This is a genomic window from Geodermatophilus sp. SYSU D01180, from assembly GCF_054050415.1.
On sequence record NZ_JBJGZH010000003.1, the window covers coordinates 83,327 to 101,411 of the forward strand.

Below are 18,085 nucleotides of genomic sequence, written 5' to 3' on the forward strand. Positions count from 1 at the left end.
ACCCGCCCGCGGACCCTGCGGACACCCCGCGGCCCGCTCCGCTCAGGAGGGCTGGAGCCGCGCGGCCAGCTCGCGGGCCTCGGCGCGGGCCCGGCCGGCCCGGTCGCTCCCGGTCCCGGGGGACGCGGCCGCCGGGCCGGAGCCGGGAGGTGCGTCCGGCCCGGGCAGGGAGGTGGCCAGGCGGACGCCGAACCCCGTCGGGGTGCGGAAGGTCTCGACGGTGTCGCAGGCCAGCCGGGCCATCCACAGGCCCGCGCCGGCCGGTGACGCGCCGGTCCCGGGGGGCACGAAGCCGGCCAGCGGGTCGTCGAAGCCGTCCCCGCTGTCGGTGACGGTGCACTCCAGCCGGGTCGGCGTCGTCCACACCCGGACGGCGACCGGCGACGTGCCGTGCCGGAAGGCGTTGCCCAGCACCTCGGTGACCGCGGCGGCGAACCGGCCGTACAGCTGGGCCTGCCCGTCCGCGCCGCCCAGCGCGGCCCGCACGCGCGCGCGCAGCTGCGGCAGCCGGCTCGCGTCGGTCAGGTCGGCCAGGACGAGGGCGGGCGGGCGGTCCGGCGCCGCGGGCGGCGGGCCCGCGAGGCTCCGGCGCAGCACGGTCGCCGGCTCGACGTAGCGGTCCCCGGGCACGAGGCCGCCGGGCGTCAGCCGCAGGGGATGGGTCTCCTCCACCCCGTCCCGGACCGCGTCGGAGACCGCGTGCCGGTCGTAGACGCACAGGGCCGTCAGCGGCAGCGGGGCCAGCGCCACGGTGAGGGCCGCCTCGTAGCGGTGCCACTCCGACCACCCTGGCGGGTCGGGGGGGACGGCGGCGACCAGCCGGACCCGCGGGGCGCCGGCGGCGGTGCGGCGGCGCACGAGGCGGCGCCAGGTGGCCAGCGCGCGCGCACAGCCGGTCCAGACGTCCCCGGGCGACAGCCGGAGGACGCGGTCCTCGCCGCCGGCCGCCCGGGCCAGGAGCGCGTCGCGCTCCTCCCCGCAGGCGAGCACCACCGCGTCGCCGGCGGCCAGCCCGTCGGCGAGGAACGGCCCGGCCGCGGCGACCAGGTCCTCCGCGGAGTCGTGGAGCAGGACGGCGTGGAGCAGGTCCGCGCCGGTGCCGGCAGTCACGGCCGCCCCGTCAGCACGTGCACCCCGGGCAGCTCGTCGACCTCCATCAGCTGGAGGACGAGCTCGACCGGGGGCTGGGGTGCGACGAGCAGGACGTGGCCGCCGTCCAGCCGGAACGCGAGGGTCGCGTCCTCCAGCCGCCAGCAGGAACCGGCGTCCAGGTGGGCCACCTCGGCCAGGTCCAGCCACAGCACCCGCGACGCGCCCCGGCACGCCGCGGCCAGCACGGCCTCGAGGACGGCGTTGTTCGTCCGGTCGACCTCACCGTGCAGGGCCAGCCCGTCCAGGTCCCGGGTCGTGGCGAAGGTCGCCTCCTGCACCCCGGACCGGTGCACGGTGAGGACGTCCTCCAGCGTCGCCCCGGCGGTGCTCGCGTGCGGGTACTGGCACAGCGTGTGCACCGGCCGGGTGCAGACCAGCTCGTCCATCCGCTGCTCGCGGACCCGGTGCGCGGCCGGGGAGAGCACGGTCAGCCAGGCACGCTCCTCCGCCGCCATCCACACCCCGGCGAAGCCCTCGGCCAGCGCGCGGTCCACCACGGCGGCGTGGCCCCCGGCGGCGTAGAAGTCCTCCGCCGGCAGCACGACGAGCCGCCCGTCCCGCACGGCCGCGGCCGCGTCGACGCCCCGGGCGTCCAGCGCGGCGACCACCGAGTGCTCGGGCCGCGGCGGCGGCCCGGTGCAGACGACCTTGTCGCCCAGGTCCAGGCCGCGGCGGATCCAGGCGGTCAGACCGGTCAGCTGTTCGTCCTCGGTCCGGTGCAGCTGCAGGACGTGCTCGCCGCACCCGGTGCCGGGGACCTCCCCGACAGCGCCCACGGATGAACGCTACGCGGGGCAGGTGCGGCACGCAGGGCAGGTCGGGCCGTCCGGCCGGGTGCCCGTGGGCGCGGGCGTCGGCAGAGGCGAGGAGACGCAACTGCGCCGCCTAGCCACCCGCGTCCTCCCCGGCGCCGTCCCGCCCCGGTGCCGCGCCCGCCCGCGGCGAGGCGCCCGCCCGCCGTCCGCGGAGCCGCCCGGACCTGGCCGGACGCCGTCCGGCGTGCTCGGCTCCCGACGCGCCGGCCAGCAGGGTCCTGGCCCACCGGCGCGCCGGGTCCTGACCCACGAGCACGGCCTGGAGGAACAGCGTGAGCGGGATGGCGAGGATCGCCCCGAGCGGGCCGAGGACGACGGTCCACAGGATCACGGACAGGAAGGTCAGGGTCACCGAGAGCCTGACCACGTCCCCGACGACCATCGGCTGGACCAACGACTGCAGGACGAAGTTGGCCACGGTGTAGACGACCACCACGAGCAGTGCCGTGCCGGGTCCGCCGACCAGGAGCGCGAGGATCGTCGGCGGTGCCAGGCCGAGGAAGAACCCGATGTTCGGGACGTAGTTGGTCAGGAACGACAGCAGTCCCCACAGCAGGGGGAGCGGGATGCCGAGGACGACGAGGGCGATCGTGTCGACGACGGCCACGGCGAGACCGAAGACGGTGGTCACGACCACGTAGCGCCGGGTGTTCCGCGCGAACCCGCCCAGGGCCTCGTGCAGGCGCGCCGTGCCGGGCACCGCGGCCAGGCGCTCGGTCACCCCGGCCGCCTCGGCGGTCATGAACACGACCGTCGCCATCACCAGGAACAGCGCGGCCAGGGACCCGGCGACGCCCGACAGCACGTCGCCCAGGGCCGCGGTGACCGCCTCGGGCCCGATCGAGCGCAGTGCCTGCTCCACCTGCTCCGGGCCGACGCCCCACCCGGCCAGGGTGGAGCGCAGCCCGTCCAGGAGCTCCTGCCACTCCGCGGAGTACTCCGGCAGCACGGTCACCAGCTGGCCGAGGGAGACCGCGAGGGCGAGCGCGAAGGCGACGAGCCCCCCGTCGACGACGAGCACGGCCACCGCGACCGCGAGCCCCCGCCGCATCCCGCGGCGCACCAGCGCACCGGTCAGCGGGTGGGCCACGACGGTGAGGACGAACGCCAGGGCGACGGGTCCCAGGATGCCCCGGAGGGCGTGGACGCCCCAGAGCGCGACGGCCGTACCGGCCACGCCGAGGACGACGGTCAGCCACAGCGGTCGGTCGCGCCGGTCCGGGTCCCCGGACCCCCCGTCCTCCGCGGTCATCGGGCCTCCGGGGTCGAACGGCGTCGTGGGACGCCGACGGTAGGGAGCGGCCCGGGAGGTCGCCTCACCTCCGGCGGGTGATGCCGGGAGCCGCAGCGGCACGCTGGCACGGCGTCGCCGGCACCGTCCCGGCACGTCCCCGGGCCCGGCGGATCGGGCATGATGCCCGGACGTGCCGACCCTCCGCATCACCCAGGACGCCGCCGCCGACGACCTGCTCGGCCGCGACCCGCTCGCGCTCGTCCTCGGCATGCTGTTCGACCAGCAGTTCCCGATGGAGCGCGCCTTCGCCGGCCCGCGGCTGCTCGCCGACCGCATGGGGGTGGACACGCTCTCGGCGGCCGCGATCGCCGACGCCGACCCCGACCGGCTGCTCGCCTGGTTCCAGGGGCCGCCGGCCGTGCACCGCTACCCGGGCTCGATGGCCCAGCGCGCACAGGCGCTGTGCCGGCTGCTGGTGGACCGCTACGACGGCCGGGCCGAGGGCCTGTGGGACGCCGCCCCGGACGGTGCCACCCTGCTGCGCCGGGTCGGCGAGTTGCCCGGCTTCGGCGCGCAGAAGGCGAGGATCCTCGTCGCACTGCTCGGCAAGCAGTACGGCGTGACCCCGCCGGGGTGGCGGGAGGCGGCCGGCTCCTACGGCGAGGAGGGGTCGCGCCGGTCGGTCGCCGACATCACCGGCCCGGAGTCGCTCGCCGAGGTCAGGGCCGCCAAGCAGGCCGCCAAGGAGGCGGCGAAGCAGGCGGCGGACCAGGCCGCCGGATAGGCGGCGGGGAGTCCGCCGCGACACGCTGGATGTGGTCCGGGATCGTCCGCGGAGGTACCTGCGCAGCCCCTGTCCCGGTGGCACCATGGGGAGCCGGACCGGGGATCCCGGGGCCGGCCAGCAGGGACCGGTCCCGGCCGTGAGGCGACAGCGCCGGCCCCGGTCCAGCGGAGGGGATGGGTGTCCGTGGCCTCGAGCCAGCAGTCCGCACGACCCCGCCGGTCGGAGCCGGTGCTCATCACCCAGGCCGAACCGAGCCTGGCCGAGCAGCACGCGGCCCGGAAGAAGCGGTACGTCCTGACCATGGCCGTCCGCGCCGTCGCCCTGGTGCTGGCCGCGGCGACCTACCAGATCCTGTGGCTGGCGATCGTGTTCGCCGTCCTCGGCACCGTGCTGCCGTGGATCGCCGTGGTCATGGCCAACGACCGGCCGCCCAAGAAGAAGCTCGACGCCCACCGGTTCAGAGCACCGCAGCCCGACCGGATCCTCGACGACCCGGCCCGCCGGCGGCGCGCCATCGAGGGCGGCACCGTCATCGAGGGCTGAGCCCCCTCAGCGCGCGCCCGGCCGGCCGACCACCTCGGCGGCCCGGGCCAGCCCCGCGTCCAGCGCCGCGGCCGGGTCGGCGTCCGGCGCGCCCAGCCACACCGACAGCAGCCCCGCGGTGAACGCGTCCCCGGCGCCGGTGGTGTCCACCACGCGGGCCGGGTGCGCCGGGCGGTGCAGCACCGCGCCCCCGGCGGCCCACAGCGCGCCGTCGGCACCCAGGGTGACCGCGACCGCGCCGTGCCGGGCGGCCAGCGCCCGCGCGGCGTCGGCGACGTCCGCGCACCCCGACAGCAGCCGCGCCTCGTCGGCGTTGGGCAGCAGCAGGTCGACGCCGGCGGTGTCGGCCAGCCACCGGTCCACGCCGTAGCCGGCCAGCGGGCCGGTCGAGGCCGGGTCCACCGACACCGTGCACCCCGCTGCCCGCGCCGCGGCCAGCGCCGCGAGCCCGGCCGCGCGGGGGCGCCCGTCGAGCAGCGTGTAGCCCGACAGGTGCAGGTGGGCGCCGGGCACCGGCGGCGGGACGTCGCCGGGCCGCAGGTCCAGGTTGGCGCCGCGGTCGGCGAGCATGCTCCGCTGCCCGTCCGGCTCGACCAGGCTGACGATCGTCCCGCTGGCCGCGCCGGGCACGGTCCGCACCGCCAGGCCCACCCCGGCGGCGGCGAGCTCGGCCACCAGCGCCACGCCGGCCGGGTCGTCGCCCACGCACCCGGCCAGGGTGACCGGCACCCCGAGCGCGGCCAGCTGCGCGGCGACGTTGGCCCCGGCCCCGCCCCCGCGGGTGCGGATGGCGGCCGGCCGGTCGGAGCCCGGCGCCGGCTCCCCGGACAGGACGGCGACGACGTCGGTGGCCAGGTCGCCGACGACGACGACCGGGCGCGTGCTCAGCGGGCCGCGGCGGCCAGCGCGGCCGCGATCCGCCCGGCCAGCTCGGCGTTGCGCAGGACCAGCCGCACGTTCACCGCGAGCGTGGCGCCCTCGCTGGCCCGGTGCAGGTGGTCGAGCACGAACGGCGTCACCGCCTTGCCGCGCACCCCGGCGGCCTCGGCGGCGGCCAGCGCGTCGGCGATGACCCGCGCGTGCAGCTCCGGGTCCAGCTGCTCGTCGGCCGGCAGCGGGTTGGCGACGACGACCGCGCCCGGCGCCACCTCGCGCCGCGCGGCGAGCACCGCGGCCGCCTGCTCGGGGGACTCGACCGCCCAGTCCACCTGCGCGCCGGAGTCGGCGACGTAGAACCCGGGGAAGGTGCGGGTGCCGTAGCCGACGACGGTGACCGACAGGCTCTCCAGCCGCTCCAGCGTCGCCGCGACGTCGAGGATGGACTTCACTCCGGCGCAGACGACGGCCAGCGACGTCCGCGACAGCGCGGTGAGGTCGGCGGACTCGTCGAAGGTCTCGGCCGACTGCCGGTGCACCCCGCCCAGGCCGCCGGTGGCGAAGACGCCGATCCCCGCGGCCTCGGCCAGCAGCGCGGTGCTCGAGACGGTGGTGGCGCCGGACAGCCCGAGGGCGGCCGCCACCGGCAGGTCCCGGACGCCGAGCTTGGCCAGGTCGGGGTCGGCGCACACCCGGTCCACCTGCCCGGCCGTCAGCCCCACGTGCGGCACGCCGTCGAGCACGGCGATCGTGGCCGGCACCGCGCCCCCGGCCCGCACGGCCGCCTCGACGTCGTCGGCGGCGGCGCGGTTGTCCGGCCGCGGCAGACCGTGGGCGAGCAGCGTGCTCTCCAGCGCGACGACGGGGGCGCCGGCGTCGAGCGCCTCGGCCACCTCGGGGGAGAGGGTCAGGGGCGCGGCGGCGGCATGGCGGGGCTCGGTACGGGGAGCTTCGGGAGGCACCCTGCCATCATGGTGGCGGGGCGGTCGCGCCCGGCCACCACCTCCGCCGGAGGACGCCGGGGCGCCCGCGCAGGAGACGTCCCCGAGGCTGGGAGAGACCGTGAGCAACACCGACCTGCTCGAGAAGCCCGACGTCCGCGACTCGGACACCGGCAACGCCAACGAGGTCTTCCACTACGTCCGCAAGAACAAGATCGCCGAGAGCGCCGTCATGGGCACGCTCGTCGAGGCGCTGTGCGGCGAGGTGTTCCCGGTGACCAAGTCGCCCAAGCCCGGCAGCCCCGTCTGCCCGGCGTGCAAGGAGATCTACGAGCAGCTGCGCAAGGACTGAGCACGGACTCCCTTGTAGGGCCCCGCTCTCCGCACGCTCGGGGCGGGACCTGCGAGGGACCCGTTCCCGTACGTCACCTCAGGCCGAGGCGCTTCGCCTCGGCCTCGAGCTCGGCGGCGCGGCGGCGCTGCGCCCGGCGGGTGTGCCGGCGCAGCGGCGCCGGCCAGTGCTCCTGCACCGTCGCGTTGAGCTCGGCGCCGAGCAGCACCGCCATCCCGAAGAAGAACAGGAACAGCAGCGCCGCGATCGGGGTGGCCAGCGCCCCGTAGGGCAGCGCGGCGACGAGGATGTCGGACACGTACAGCCGCAGCAGCGTCGCCGCCACCATGAAGAAACCGACGGCGAGCAGCGTGCCCGGCAGGTGCCGCCGCCACGGCAGCCGCCGCGGCAGGACCACGTGGTAGAAGCTCGTCAGCGCGAGCAGCAGGCCGACGACCACCACCGGCCAGTAGACGGCGTTGATCAGCACCGTCGCCGTCTCGTACCAGTCCCGCGGGAGCAGCCCGACGAGCACCCCGCGCCCGAGCACCAGCAGCGGCAGCATGACCACCGCGAGCACCAGGCCGACGACGAACAGCCACAGCGCCATGAGCCGGGTGGCGATCGGGCCGCGGACGTCGCGCTGGTCGTAGGCGATGACGATCGTGTTCATGAACGTCGCCGTCGCGGAGGACCCGGCCCACAGGGTGAGCAGGAAGCCCACGCTCACGACGTCGAGCCGGCCCGACGTCAGGATGTCGCTGAGCGTGGGCCGCACCAGCGAGTCGACGACGTCGGCGGTGAGCACCTCGCTGGAGGCGTCGACCAGGGTGTCCTCGATCGTCTGCACCGACCGCGCGCCGATCCAGTCGCCGAGGTAGCCCAGCGACCCCAGCAGCGCGATGAGCAGCGGCGGCACCGAGAGGATCTGCCAGAACGCCGCCTCGCCGGACAGCCCGAGGATGCGGTCCTGCCACGCCTTGGCCACCGTCCGGCCGAGCACCTGCAGGGGCACCCGGACCACCGGCGGCCAGTGGTCGAGGCGGCCGGGGGCCGGGAGGTCGGCGCGGCTGGCGCCGGCGGGGGGCGGAGCGGCCGCGGCCGCGTGCGCGTCCTCCGCGGCCCCGTCGGCGCGGGACCGCCCGCCGGCCCGCACGGTGCTCACCAGGCCAGTGTGCACGCCCGGCGCCCGTCCCCGCCGCCGACGGGGCGGGGACGGGCGCCGGGAGGCCGGTCCGGGGAGCCGGTCAGGCCGTGGGCCCGGCCGGCGGCGTGCCGCCGTCGGCCGGGGGCGCGGCCGGGTCGGGGGCCGGCGCCGGGGCGACGCAGCGGATGACCGCCTCGGCCGCGTAGCTGGTCTCGAACGTCTCCCGCTCGATCTCCGAGCCGCTCTGCAGGTCGCGGAACACCCGGGTCACGGTGACGTCGAAGCCCTGCACGCCGGACTGCGCGATGCAGTCGCCGTCGTCGACCTTCTCCTGCACCGCGGGCTGCCGGTAGTTGGTCCGCGGGCCCTCGATCGCCTCGATCTCGTAGCGCCGGGTCCCGTAGAAGGTCACCGTGATCGACCCGCCGGAGGCCCCGGGGGTCCACTGGGTGTCGACGAAGATCCCGGTGTCGGAGTCGTTGCGCCACTGCAGGTCGATCTGGCCCTCGTACACCGTGGCCTCGCGGCCGGCGGGGTAGCGGCTGATGTAGAAGCTGTGCGGCTTGTGGTAGACGTCCTCGAGGCCGGCGAAGAAGACCGCGTTGAACATCGTGGTGGCGAACTGGCTGATCCCGCCGCCCACCGCCGTCGACAGCTCGCCGCCGCTGATCACGTTGGCCGGCACGTAGCCCTGCGCCGTGCCGCGCGGGCCGGTGTAGGTGTTGAGGCTGAACGTCTCACCGGGCAGCACCAGCGCGCCGTCGACCTCCTGGGCCACCACCCGGATGTTGGTGGCGCTGGCCGGGTTGGTCGTCGTCGTGGTGAAGGAGCTGACCTCCTCGACGATGCCGAGCGCCTGCGCCTCCTCGGTGGTCAGCTCGGCCGGCACCGGGCCCAGCTGCGCGGTGACCGTGCGCGGCGCCGGGTCGTCCAGCACCTCGAGCAGCTGACCGGACAGCGCCTGCGGGTCGACGCCGGTGCCGTCGACCGACGGGACGACCCGCACGCCGTCGCCCACGACCTCGAAGCGGGCGTCCTGGGCGGGCTCGCCGAATGCGGTGAACTCCTCGGCCATCGCCGACTGCAGCGCGGCCGGGTCGACGGCGACGGCGAGCTCGCCGCCGTCCTGCGGGGTGAACGTCAGGGACGCCGCGATCGCCTCGACCGGGATCTCGACCGAGGTGCCGCCGTCCTGGCTGGTCACCGTGACCGGGGCGGCGAGCGCGGGGGTGACGGTCTCGTCGAGGACGCGCTGCGCCTCCTCGGTGCCCACCCGCACCGGCTCGACGTCGACCGGCAGCTCGATCGGCGTCTCCGGGTCGCCGCCGGCGGCCAGCGCCGCGGTGATCGCCTCGGCGGCGCCCTCGCGGTCCAGCGTCCGGCCGTCCACCGGCTCGACCAGGCTCGGCGTGGTGCCCTCGATCGCGATGGTCGCGTCGACCGGCACCCGGTCCACCTGGGTGGCGATGGTGTCGACCTGGGCGGCCAGCGCGGTGTCCTCGCCGGTGATGACCGGGTCGACCCGGCGCTCGGTGAACAGCGAGACCAGGCGGGTCCAGGGGTTCAGCGGCTGGTCGTCGGCGGCGTCGACGGTCGCGTCCACGTCGAGGGTGATGCCGGCGGTGGCGGGGGAGAGGGTGGCCTCGACGTCGTCGGCGACGACGACGTGGTCGGCGGCGACGCGGGGGGCGAGGTCCTGCTCGAGCCGGTCGGCCGCGGCCGCGGGGGACAGGCCGCCGACGTCGACGCCGGCGACCACGGTGTTGCGGGGGACGTCGTCGCCGGCCACCAGCACGTCGACGCCCCAGGCGACGCCGAGGACGGCGAGCAGGCCGACGGGGGCCAGCACGGCGGGCCGGCGCCAGCCGGGGCGGCGGGTGCCCGCGGGCGGCTCACCGGGGCCGCCGGGGCCCGGGCCGCCGCCGGAGCCCTCGCCGTGGCCGGGCGGGGGGACGGGGGGAGCGGCGGGCGGCGGCGGGGCGGCCGGGACGGCGGCGCCGCCGAGGACGACGGTGTCCGAGGCGTCCCCGGCAGCGGCGGGCTCGACCGGCTCGCCCGGCTTGCCCAGCTCGACCGGCTCGGTGGTCCGCTGCCCGGTCTCCGGCGCGGCCGGGCCGCCGGTCAGCGCGACGGTGTCGTGGACCGGGTCCGGCCCGGGCGTGTCGTCGGCGTCCGGGGCGGGCTGCTCCGGCGGATCGGCGGGTACGGCGGCCGGCGGAGGGGGTGCGTCGGGGCCCACGGGACCGCGGTCACGGGGGACCGGGCGCGTGTCGTCGGACAGGCCCGCGTGCGCGTCGGTGTCCACCTGGGGGGCGGTGCCGGTCGACGGGGACGAGGCAGGGTGCTGCGGCATCGGGGGTTCCTCGGGTCGCCGTCGACCGGGGGTCCCCGGGAACGACGGAGCCGCCGGGTCCCCGTCCGCGTCAGGCGGGACGGGGACGCCGGCGGCGGCGTCGGGTGAGGGCATCATCGCGGTGAGCGACGATAGCGCCTCTCTCAGTGTGCGAGGCGCTGCTCGCCGTCGGTCTCGATGATGTCGACGGCGATGTCGCGGAGCTTGGACTCGTACTCGCGGGCGTGGTGCCCGCAGAAGACGAGGTCGCTGCCGCTGGCGAGCACGACACGCACCTTGGCCAGTGCGCCGCACCGGTCGCAGTGGAAGGGCACGACCAGGTCGTCGGCGGCGGGGGTCGTCGTCAGCGTCTGGGTCATCTGGGTCATCACTCGCTCTCTACCGCACGGACCCGCTGCTGCGGATCGGCCTCCTGCACAGCGCCAGGATGGATCCTCCTGTTCCCGTGCCTCCTGTCACTGCGGGCGACTCGCCGGGTTCCGGTGAGCCGGTGACCGCTGGGACCGGTGGGGACGGTGTTCAGCAGGGACCTCTGGGTGGTGCCGGTCTGTTGGTGGTGCTGGTTGGTTCCGGGCGCCGGGCTGGTTTCCGGCTGTGGGTCCGCTGCTGTCTCGACGTCGCCCACGCTACGCCGTCTACCCGGCCGGTGCCGCGGTACACCGCGTCGTCCGCCCGGCGGGGTGAGATCGTGACCATCCCGCAACGCGGCCGACACGCGCCGACGGCCGGCACCCGTGCTGGGTGCCGGCCGTCAGGTGACGTACTGGAACGGCCCTCCTGCAGGGACCCGCCGCAGCCTGCGAGCAGTGGGGGCAGGAGGGTCCTTCCTCAGTCGAGGTAGTCGCGCAGCACCTGGGAGCGGCTGGGGTGGCGCAGCTTCGACATCGTCTTGGACTCGATCTGCCGGATCCGCTCGCGGGTGACCCCGTAGACCTGGCCGATCTCGTCGAGCGTGCGCGGCTGGCCGTCGGTGAGGCCGAACCGCAGCCGGACCACGCCGGCCTCCCGCTCGGACAGCGTCTGCAGCACGCTGGTCAGCTGGTCCTGCATGAGGGTGAAGCTGACCGCGTCGACGGCGACGACCGCCTCGGAGTCCTCGATGAAGTCACCGAGCTGGCTGTCGCCCTCGTCGCCGATGGTCTGGTCGAGGCTGATCGGCTCCCGGGCGTACTGCTGGATCTCCAGCACCTTGTCCGGGGTGATGTCCATCTCCTTGGCCAGCTCCTCCGGGGTGGGCTCGCGCCCGAGGTCCTGGAGCAGCTCGCGCTGGATGCGGCCGAGCTTGTTGATGACCTCGACCATGTGCACCGGGATGCGGATGGTGCGGGCCTGGTCGGCCATCGCGCGGGTGATCGCCTGCCGGATCCACCAGGTGGCGTACGTGGAGAACTTGTAGCCCTTGGTGTAGTCGAACTTCTCGACCGCGCGGATCAGGCCGAGGTTGCCCTCCTGGATCAGGTCCAGGAACGCCATGCCGCGGCCGGTGTAGCGCTTGGCGAGGGAGACCACCAGGCGGAGGTTGGCCTCCAGCAGGTGGTTCTTGGCGCGCTCGCCGTCGCGGATGATCCAGTTGAGGTCGCGGCGCATCTGCGGGGAGAGCTTCTGGCCCTCCTCCTCGACCTGGCGCATGCGCTCGGCGGCGTACAGGCCGGCCTCGATGCGCTTGGCCAGGTCGACCTCCTCCTCGGCGTTGAGGAGGGCGACCTTGCCGATCTGCTTGAGGTAGGCGCGGACCGAGTCGGCCGAGGCGGTGAGCTCGGCGTCCTTGCGGGCCTGCCGCAGCGCCTCGGACTCCTCCTCGTCGTCCCACTCGAAGTCGCCGCCCTCGGCGGTCTCCCCGGCGGCGGGTGCCTCGGCCTCGGCGCCGTCCGGGCCGGCGACGACGGTCTCGTCGATCGACAGGCCCTCGGCGCCGGCGTCGACCACCGCGACGGCGGCGTCCCCGGAGGCGACGGCGGTCAGCACGGTGCCCTCACCGGTACCGGGGGAGGGGCTGATGCTCGGCTTGGTGGCTCCCTTCGGCGCGGCCGTCTTGGCCGTCTTCGCCGAGGCGGCCCGCTTGCGTGCGGCGGGCTTGGCCGGCGCGTCGTCGGCGACCCCGACGGTGGCGCTGGCCCGGGGAGACCGGGTGCTCGCGGCGACCGTCTTCGAGCGGGTGCTGCTCGCGGCGGCGTCGTCCGGTGCAGGCTTGTCGGCGGGCACTCAGGATCCTTCCCGTGCTGGGTGCGTTCCCCGAGGGCGGTGTGACTCCCGGGCAGCGGCCCCTGCCGTCGGCCGCGGAGCGGGGAGGGCCCCAGAGTCCGGCACGGTGTTTCGCCGCTGCTCGGACGGGGGATGACTCCCGGCTGGGTGGTGACGGGCTGGGGCTCTTCCATTGTAGCGACGGGAGCCGGTGTGACCACCGCCTCGAACGGCGCGGGATCGCCCGGAAGGGCGGGGCCGTGCCCCGGTCAGGGCTCGAACCGCTCCGCGGCGGCCAGCGCGGCCCCGACGATGCCGGCGTCGTTCTGGAGCTGGGCGGGCACCACCGGCGTCCGCGTGCTCAGCAGCGGCACCCACTTGTGCGCCTTCTTGCTCACGCCGCCGCCGACGATGATCAGGTCGACCCAGAGCCCCGCCTCGAGCACGTCGAGGTAGCGGTCGACCCGCTTGGCCCAGTGCGGGTAGCTGAGGTCCTCGCGCTCGCGGGCGGCCGCCGACGCGCGCTTCTCGCCGTCCTCGCCGTCGACCTGGATGTGCCCGAACTCGGTGTTGGGCACCAGCCGCCCGTCGACGAACAGCGCGCTGCCGATGCCGGTGCCGAAGGTGAGCATGAGGACGACGCCGTCCTGGCCCCGGCCGGCGCCGTAGCGCATCTCGGCCAGCCCGGCGGCGTCGGCGTCGTTGAGGGTCTCGACGGTCCCGGGCACGAGCGCGCTGAGCCCGGCGTCGACGTCGGTGCCGATCCAGGCCTTGTCCATGTTGGCGGCGGTGTGCGCGACCCCCCGCTTCATGACCCCGGGGTAGGTGACGCCGATGCGGCCGGTCCAGCCGAAGGACGACACGATGCCCGCGACGACCTCGTAGACCGCCTCCGGCGTCGACGGCTGGGGCGTCTCCACCCGCACCCGCTCGCCCACGAGGGCACCGGCCTCGAGGTCGACCAGGCACCCCTTGATGCCGCTGCCGCCGATGTCCACGCCGAACCCCTGCACGGCGGTCACCCTAGTGACCGGGACCGCACCCCGGGACGCGGCTCGGGCAGGATCGCCCGGGTGAGTGCCCCGCCGCCCCCCGCCGAGCTGCTCGACGTCGCCGTCGCGACCGCCCGGGAGGCGGCCGACCTGGTCGCCCGCGAGCGCGGGTCGGCCGCGGCCGCCGTCGACGTCAAGAGCAGCCCCACCGACGTCGTCACCGCCGTCGACACCGCCTCCGAGCGGCTGATCACCGGCCGGCTGCTCGCCGCGCGGCCCGACGACGGCCTGCTCGGCGAGGAGGGCGCCTCCCGCGCGGGCACCAGCGGCGTGCGGTGGGTGGTCGACCCCATCGACGGCACCGTCAACTTCCTCTACGGGCTGCGCGGGTACGCGGTGTCCATCGCCGCCCAGGTCGACGGCGTCACGGTGGCCGGGGCGGTGCTCGACGTCCCCACCGGGGAGCTGTTCACCGCCACCGCCGGCGGCGGGGCGTTCCTCTCCACCCCGGCGCGGCCGGAGCCGGTGCGGCTGGCCGGCAACCGGCCGGCGTCCCTCGGGCAGACGCTGGTGGCCACCGGGTTCGGCTACCGGGTGGAGCAGCGGCGGGCGCAGGGCGCCGTCGTCGCCCGGCTGCTCCCCGAGGTCCGCGACATCCGCCGGCAGGGCTGCGCGTCGCTGGACCTGTGCTCGGTGGCCGCCGGGCGGGTGGACGCCTACTACGAGCTGGACCTCAAGCCCTGGGACCACGCCGCGGGCGCGCTGGTCGCCGCCGAGGCCGGGCTGGTGGTCACCGGCCTGCCCGGCCGGCCGTTCGCCGAGCCGATGGCGGTCGCCGTCCCGGAGACGGTGGCCGGGCCGCTGCTCGCGCTGCTCGACCGGCTCCATCCGTGACGTGCTGGAACGGCCCCGTCCGGAGGCTCACCCCGAGCTTGCGAGGGGTGAGAGGGACGGGGTCCTTCAACAGGCGGCTTCGGCGCTCGCGATCGGGGTGAGGGTGGCCGCGACCTGGTCGGCCGTGGCCAGCCCGGTGAACTGCGGGCCGATCACCAGGTCGACGCGGGCGTCGGCGCGGGTGTCCTGGTAGGCGCCGGCGTCCGGGAGGAACAGCGTCAGGTACCGGGCGGCGTCGGTGCCGCGCGCGCCGTGCCGGATCTCGCCCGGGCCGGTCACCTCGCGGTCGGTCGGGTCGTTGGCGACCTCCTCGACGACGAAGCCGCGCGCGGTCAGCTCGCCGGCGACCTCCTGCGCCTTGCCCGCGAGGTCCGAGGCGTTGTAGACGCGCACCGTGACCGTGCTGGGGTCCAGCGACGGCGGTGCCGCCTCGGCGGTCTCGCACGCCGCCGCCTGCGCCGCGTCGCGGGCGCCCTCGTCGGAGAAGACCTTCCACCACACCCCGAGCGCGCCCAGGGCCAGCACCAGCAGGAAGACCAGCGGCGGCAGGTAGCGACGGTCCTTGCGGGGACGCACCGGCGGGGTGGCGGTGCTGGTGCTCACGGTCGTCCTCCTCGGCGGCGACCCGGAGGGGTCCGGCGGGCCGCGCCAGGTCGGGTCGCGCGGAGTCCAGGTCGGGTCGCGCGGAGTCTAGGCGCGCCGCCGGCGCTCAGAGGGCACCGTCCTCCAACGCGGCGCGTCCCAGCTCGACGCACGGGTCGATGCGGTCGGCGTAGCCGGAGGTGTCCTTGCCGGCCATCGCGCCGGCGGCCGAGCGGGCCACGATGCCGGCGACGATCGCGGCGAACTTGAAGAAGGCGAACCCGACGTACCACTGCAGGTCGGAGAGGTCCACGCCGCTGCGCTGCGCGTAGCGCTCGGCGATCTCCCGGCGGGTGGGGAAGCCGGGCAGCGTCGTCACCGGGCTGAGCACCGGGCGGGTCTCCCCGGCCTCGGGCCAGTAGACGAACAGCATGCCGATGTCGGTGAGCGGGTCGCCGAGGGTCGACATCTCCCAGTCGAGGACGGCGCGGATGGCGCCGGGACGCTCGGGGTCGAGCAGGCAGTTGTCCAGCCGGTAGTCGCCGTGCACGATCCCGGCCCGCTGGGTGGCGGGCACGGTCTCGGCCAGCCGCTCGGCGAGGGCGTCCATGTGCGGGCGGTCGCGGTCGCGCGTGGCGTCCCACTGCTTGGTCCACCGGCGCACCTGCCGGGCGAGGAAGCCCTCGGGCCGGCCGAAGTCGCCCAGGCCCACCGCCTCGGCGTCGACGGCGTGCAGGTCGGCCAGGACGTCGATCAGCCCGTCGCCGATCTGCCGCCGCAGCTCCGGGGTGTCGGCGTAGCCGGCCGGGATCTCGTTCACCACGTGCAGGCCGACGACCCGCTCCATGACGTAGAACGGCGCGCCCAGCACCCCGGTGTCGGTGCACAGGTGCAGCGTCCGGGGCACCGGGACCGACGTCGGCCCGAGCGCGGAGACGACCTTGTGCTCGCGGACCATGTCGTGCGCGGTGGCGAGCACGGCGCCCGTCGGGGGGCGCCGGAGGATGACCGCGTCGTCGGCCGTGCCCCGGGCCGGGGTGACGACGTAGGTGAGGTTGGACATGCCCGCCGCGATCAGCTCGACGGTCACCTCCCGCCAGCGCTCGTCGTTGAGCACGGAGGCGAGATACGGACCGACGACGGCGGGGTCAGCTCCCACGGGACTCGACACGGGCGGCAGGGTAACCTCCGGCACTCCGCCTCCCGACCGCCCGCCCGGGCCGGTCCCGGCGCCCCGGACGGGCCGTCGTCCGTCCCCGTGTGTCCCGCGCGGACAGGCGGGCACAAACCGGGGTCGCACGGCGTTGGGGGGCTGCCGGTCCCGCACCGAGCCGACCCCGTGGTCGGCCGGGCGCAGGTCCGGTCCCGTGACCAGCGGCCGCCCCCGGGCGGCCGGCCAGGCCGACGGCGGACCCCGCCGCCGTCGGACGAGGCGGGCGCCCCGTGCGTCCGCGAACTACCCCGGAGGAGGGGCACACCCCATGGCCACCGACTACGACGCCCCGCGCCGCAACGAGGCCGACGAGCTCGGCGAGGACTCCCTCGAGGAGCTCAAGGCCCGTCGGGCGGAGGCCCAGTCGGCCTCGGTCGACGTCGACGAGACCGACTTCAACGAGAGCCTCGAGCTGCCCGGCGCGGACCTGTCCAACGAGGAGCTGACCGTCCGCGTGCTGCCGAAGCAGGAGGACGAGTTCACCTGCTCGCGCTGCTTCCTCGTGCAGCACCGCAGCCGGCTCGCCGCCACCCGCGGCGACCAGATGTACTGCCGCGACTGCGCCGCATAACCAGCACCACCGCGACGGCCGGACACGGGGGGAGCAGGCGATGACCGACCCGAGGGAGCGCATCGGCGCGCCCCGCGACGTCCCGCCGCCCCGGCCCGTGCAGGACGCGCCCCGGCCGGGGCCGGACCGTTCGGGGGACGGTCCGGCCTGGCTGTCCGAGGACACCGGCCTGGGACGGGCGGCGCGCACGGTCGCCGACGCCGTCGCCCGGCTGCTCGGCGGGGGCGCCGACGACGCGCCCGCCCCCGGGCAGCCGGACACCCCGCGGTCGGCCGCCGGCGTCCTCCGCGACGTCATCACCGCCCTGGGCGCCGCCGCGGCCGGCGCCGCCCGCCGCCCGGGGGCGCCCGGGAACGGCGGGCCCGACGACGACGAGGCGGGCCGGGGCCCGGTCGGCGTGCTCGGTGAGCTGCTCGCCGCCGCCGCGCCCCGGCTGCCCATCCGCGACGCCGCCCGGCTGCGCGCCGCCTACCCGGGGAGGTCGGACGAGGAGATCGCCGACGCCCTCGTCACCCGCTCGGCGCGGCTCACCGCCGCGGTCGGCGCGGCCACCGGCGGGCTCGCCGCGGCCCACTGGTTCATGCCCGGGTCGCTGGTGGCGCTGCCGCTGGAGCTCGGCGCCGAGACGCTGCTCACCGCCGGCGTCGAGGTCGTCCTCCTCGGCGAGCTGCACGAGCTCTCCGGCCGGCCGGCCGGCGGCACCGCCGCCGAGCGCGCCGCCGCCTACCTCTCCAGCTGGACCCAGCAGCGCGCCGTCGAGACCGGCGCGCGGGAGGGGCTGGGCGTCGTCCTCGGCACCGCCGGGTTCCGCGCCCTGCGCCGCCGGCTGTCCCGCCGGATGGCCCGCGGCCTCGGCTCGGCCGCGCCGCTGTTCGTCGGCGCCGCGCTCGGCGGCCGCGGCAACCTCAAGGCCACCGAGACCCTCGCCCGCCGGGTCCGCGCCGACCTGCGCCGCGGTCCGGCCTGAGGTCCCGGCCGGTCCGCCGACCCCGCCCCGGCGCGGTTAGGGTCGCCGTCGTGGCCGACCCCCTCGAGGTCCCCGTCCGGCTGACCGCGGCGGGGGCGACACCCCCGCGCTACGCGCTGCCCGGCGACGCGGGCGCCGACCTCACCATCACCGAGGACGTGCACCTGGCGCCGTTCGAGCGCGCGCTCGTGGGCACCGGCGTGGCCGTGGCCATCCCCGAGGGCTACGCCGGGTTCGTGCACCCGCGCTCGGGCCTCGCCGCCCGGCACGGCCTGAGCCTGGTCAACGCCCCCGGCACCATCGACGCCGGCTACCGCGGCGAGATCAAGGTGAACCTCGTCAACCTCGACCCGTCCACCCCGCTGACGCTGCGCCGCGGTGACCGGGTCGCGCAGCTGGTCGTGCAGCCGGTCGTCGCCGCCCGCTTCGTGCCGGTCGACGCGCTGCCGGAGAGCGTCCGCGGCGAGGGCGGCCACGGGTCCACCGGCGCGGGACAGGAGGCCTGA

19 protein-coding genes are annotated in these 18,085 nt (G+C 76.5%); 7 read left to right on the forward strand and 12 right to left on the reverse strand.

The genetic code is table 11. The annotated features are described in order from the left end of the window. Window positions 1–42: 42 nt before the first annotated feature. The 3 genes from ACI8AA_RS04390 to ACI8AA_RS04400 form a co-directional block, all read right to left on the reverse strand. The gene (locus ACI8AA_RS04390; protein WP_457043305.1) at window positions 43–1,110 is read right to left on the reverse strand and encodes an anti-sigma factor RsbA family regulatory protein; all 1,068 of its coding nucleotides are present in this window, start codon (window positions 1,108–1,110) and stop codon (window positions 43–45) included. Further along, window positions 1,107–1,928: an MEDS domain-containing protein gene (locus tag ACI8AA_RS04395; RefSeq protein ID WP_457043306.1), complete on the reverse strand. Its 822-nt coding sequence runs from the start codon at window positions 1,926–1,928 to the stop codon at window positions 1,107–1,109. The genes ACI8AA_RS04390 and ACI8AA_RS04395 overlap by 4 nt, the downstream gene beginning before the upstream one ends. A gap of 109 nt (window positions 1,929–2,037) precedes the next feature. Then, on the reverse strand, window positions 2,038–3,219 hold the full coding sequence (locus ACI8AA_RS04400; protein WP_457043307.1) for an AI-2E family transporter: 1,182 nt from the start codon (window positions 3,217–3,219) through the stop codon (window positions 2,038–2,040). A gap of 172 nt (window positions 3,220–3,391) precedes the next feature. On the opposite strand from ACI8AA_RS04400, the gene ACI8AA_RS04405 reads away from it, so the two are divergent. Continuing rightward, window positions 3,392–3,985 carry an HhH-GPD-type base excision DNA repair protein gene (locus ACI8AA_RS04405; RefSeq protein WP_457043308.1) on the forward strand — a complete coding sequence of 198 codons (594 nt, stop codon included), beginning with the start codon at window positions 3,392–3,394 and terminating at the stop codon, window positions 3,983–3,985. Between the two features lie 186 nt (window positions 3,986–4,171). Further along, window positions 4,172–4,531: a DUF3099 domain-containing protein gene (locus ACI8AA_RS04410; RefSeq protein ID WP_457043309.1), complete on the forward strand. Its 360-nt coding sequence runs from the start codon at window positions 4,172–4,174 to the stop codon at window positions 4,529–4,531. 6 nt (window positions 4,532–4,537) lie between these two features. Here the strand turns inward: ACI8AA_RS04410 and ACI8AA_RS04415 are convergent, their stop codons facing one another. After that, window positions 4,538–5,419 carry a carbohydrate kinase family protein gene (locus tag ACI8AA_RS04415; RefSeq protein WP_457043429.1) on the reverse strand — a complete coding sequence of 294 codons (882 nt, stop codon included), beginning with the start codon at window positions 5,417–5,419 and terminating at the stop codon, window positions 4,538–4,540. Further along, window positions 5,416–6,369 (reverse strand): pseudouridine-5'-phosphate glycosidase, encoded by a 954-nt coding sequence (locus ACI8AA_RS04420; RefSeq protein ID WP_457043310.1) that lies wholly within the window; start codon window positions 6,367–6,369, stop codon window positions 5,416–5,418. Before ACI8AA_RS04420 ends, ACI8AA_RS04415 begins: the two co-directional genes overlap by 4 nt. Before the next feature lie 100 nt (window positions 6,370–6,469). Here ACI8AA_RS04420 and ACI8AA_RS04425 point away from each other — a divergent pair, with 100 nt between their 5' ends. Continuing rightward, the gene (locus tag ACI8AA_RS04425; RefSeq protein ID WP_456928672.1) at window positions 6,470–6,700 is read left to right on the forward strand and encodes a DUF3039 domain-containing protein; all 231 of its coding nucleotides are present in this window, start codon (window positions 6,470–6,472) and stop codon (window positions 6,698–6,700) included. 73 nt (window positions 6,701–6,773) lie between these two features. Here ACI8AA_RS04425 and ACI8AA_RS04430 read toward each other — a convergent pair whose 3' ends face one another. From ACI8AA_RS04430 to ppgK, 5 genes are all read right to left on the reverse strand, one after another. Then, a complete protein-coding gene (locus ACI8AA_RS04430; protein ID WP_457043311.1) occupies window positions 6,774–7,844 on the reverse strand; it encodes a YihY/virulence factor BrkB family protein in 1,071 nt (356 codons plus the stop codon). A gap of 82 nt (window positions 7,845–7,926) precedes the next feature. Further along, complete coding sequence (locus ACI8AA_RS04435; RefSeq protein ID WP_457043312.1) at window positions 7,927–10,179, reverse strand: VanW family protein; 2,253 nt, start codon at window positions 10,177–10,179, stop codon at window positions 7,927–7,929. A 143-nt stretch (window positions 10,180–10,322) separates the two neighbouring features. Then, on the reverse strand, window positions 10,323–10,547 hold the full coding sequence (locus ACI8AA_RS04440) for a DUF7455 domain-containing protein (RefSeq protein ID WP_143108228.1): 225 nt from the start codon (window positions 10,545–10,547) through the stop codon (window positions 10,323–10,325). A gap of 460 nt (window positions 10,548–11,007) precedes the next feature. After that, window positions 11,008–12,381, reverse strand: a complete 1,374-nt coding sequence (locus ACI8AA_RS04445) for an RNA polymerase sigma factor (RefSeq protein WP_457043313.1) — start codon at window positions 12,379–12,381, stop codon at window positions 11,008–11,010. Window positions 12,382–12,629: 248 nt separating this feature from the next. Beyond that, entirely contained in the window at window positions 12,630–13,382 is a 753-nt protein-coding gene (ppgK, locus tag ACI8AA_RS04450) for a polyphosphate--glucose phosphotransferase (protein ID WP_457043314.1), read from the reverse strand. A 51-nt stretch (window positions 13,383–13,433) separates the two neighbouring features. Here ppgK and ACI8AA_RS04455 point away from each other — a divergent pair, with 51 nt between their 5' ends. After that, window positions 13,434–14,246 (forward strand): inositol monophosphatase family protein, encoded by an 813-nt coding sequence (locus ACI8AA_RS04455; protein WP_457043315.1) that lies wholly within the window; start codon window positions 13,434–13,436, stop codon window positions 14,244–14,246. Window positions 14,247–14,312: 66 nt separating this feature from the next. Here ACI8AA_RS04455 and ACI8AA_RS04460 read toward each other — a convergent pair whose 3' ends face one another. After that, the gene (locus ACI8AA_RS04460; protein ID WP_457043316.1) at window positions 14,313–14,849 is read right to left on the reverse strand and encodes a LytR C-terminal domain-containing protein; all 537 of its coding nucleotides are present in this window, start codon (window positions 14,847–14,849) and stop codon (window positions 14,313–14,315) included. Between the two features lie 106 nt (window positions 14,850–14,955). Beyond that, window positions 14,956–15,999 (reverse strand): phosphotransferase family protein, encoded by a 1,044-nt coding sequence (locus tag ACI8AA_RS04465; protein ID WP_457043317.1) that lies wholly within the window; start codon window positions 15,997–15,999, stop codon window positions 14,956–14,958. Window positions 16,000–16,309: 310 nt separating this feature from the next. Here ACI8AA_RS04465 and ACI8AA_RS04470 point away from each other — a divergent pair, with 310 nt between their 5' ends. Genes ACI8AA_RS04470 through dut form a run of 3 tightly spaced genes read left to right on the forward strand, consistent with a single transcriptional unit; the run spans window position 16,310 to window position 18,085 of the window. Beyond that, window positions 16,310–16,612 (forward strand): DUF4193 domain-containing protein, encoded by a 303-nt coding sequence (locus ACI8AA_RS04470; RefSeq protein ID WP_204693870.1) that lies wholly within the window; start codon window positions 16,310–16,312, stop codon window positions 16,610–16,612. 40 nt (window positions 16,613–16,652) lie between these two features. After that, window positions 16,653–17,579, forward strand: a complete 927-nt coding sequence (locus tag ACI8AA_RS04475; protein WP_457043318.1) for a hypothetical protein — start codon at window positions 16,653–16,655, stop codon at window positions 17,577–17,579. A 50-nt stretch (window positions 17,580–17,629) separates the two neighbouring features. Next, complete coding sequence (dut, locus tag ACI8AA_RS04480) at window positions 17,630–18,085, forward strand: dUTP diphosphatase (RefSeq protein ID WP_457043319.1); 456 nt, start codon at window positions 17,630–17,632, stop codon at window positions 18,083–18,085.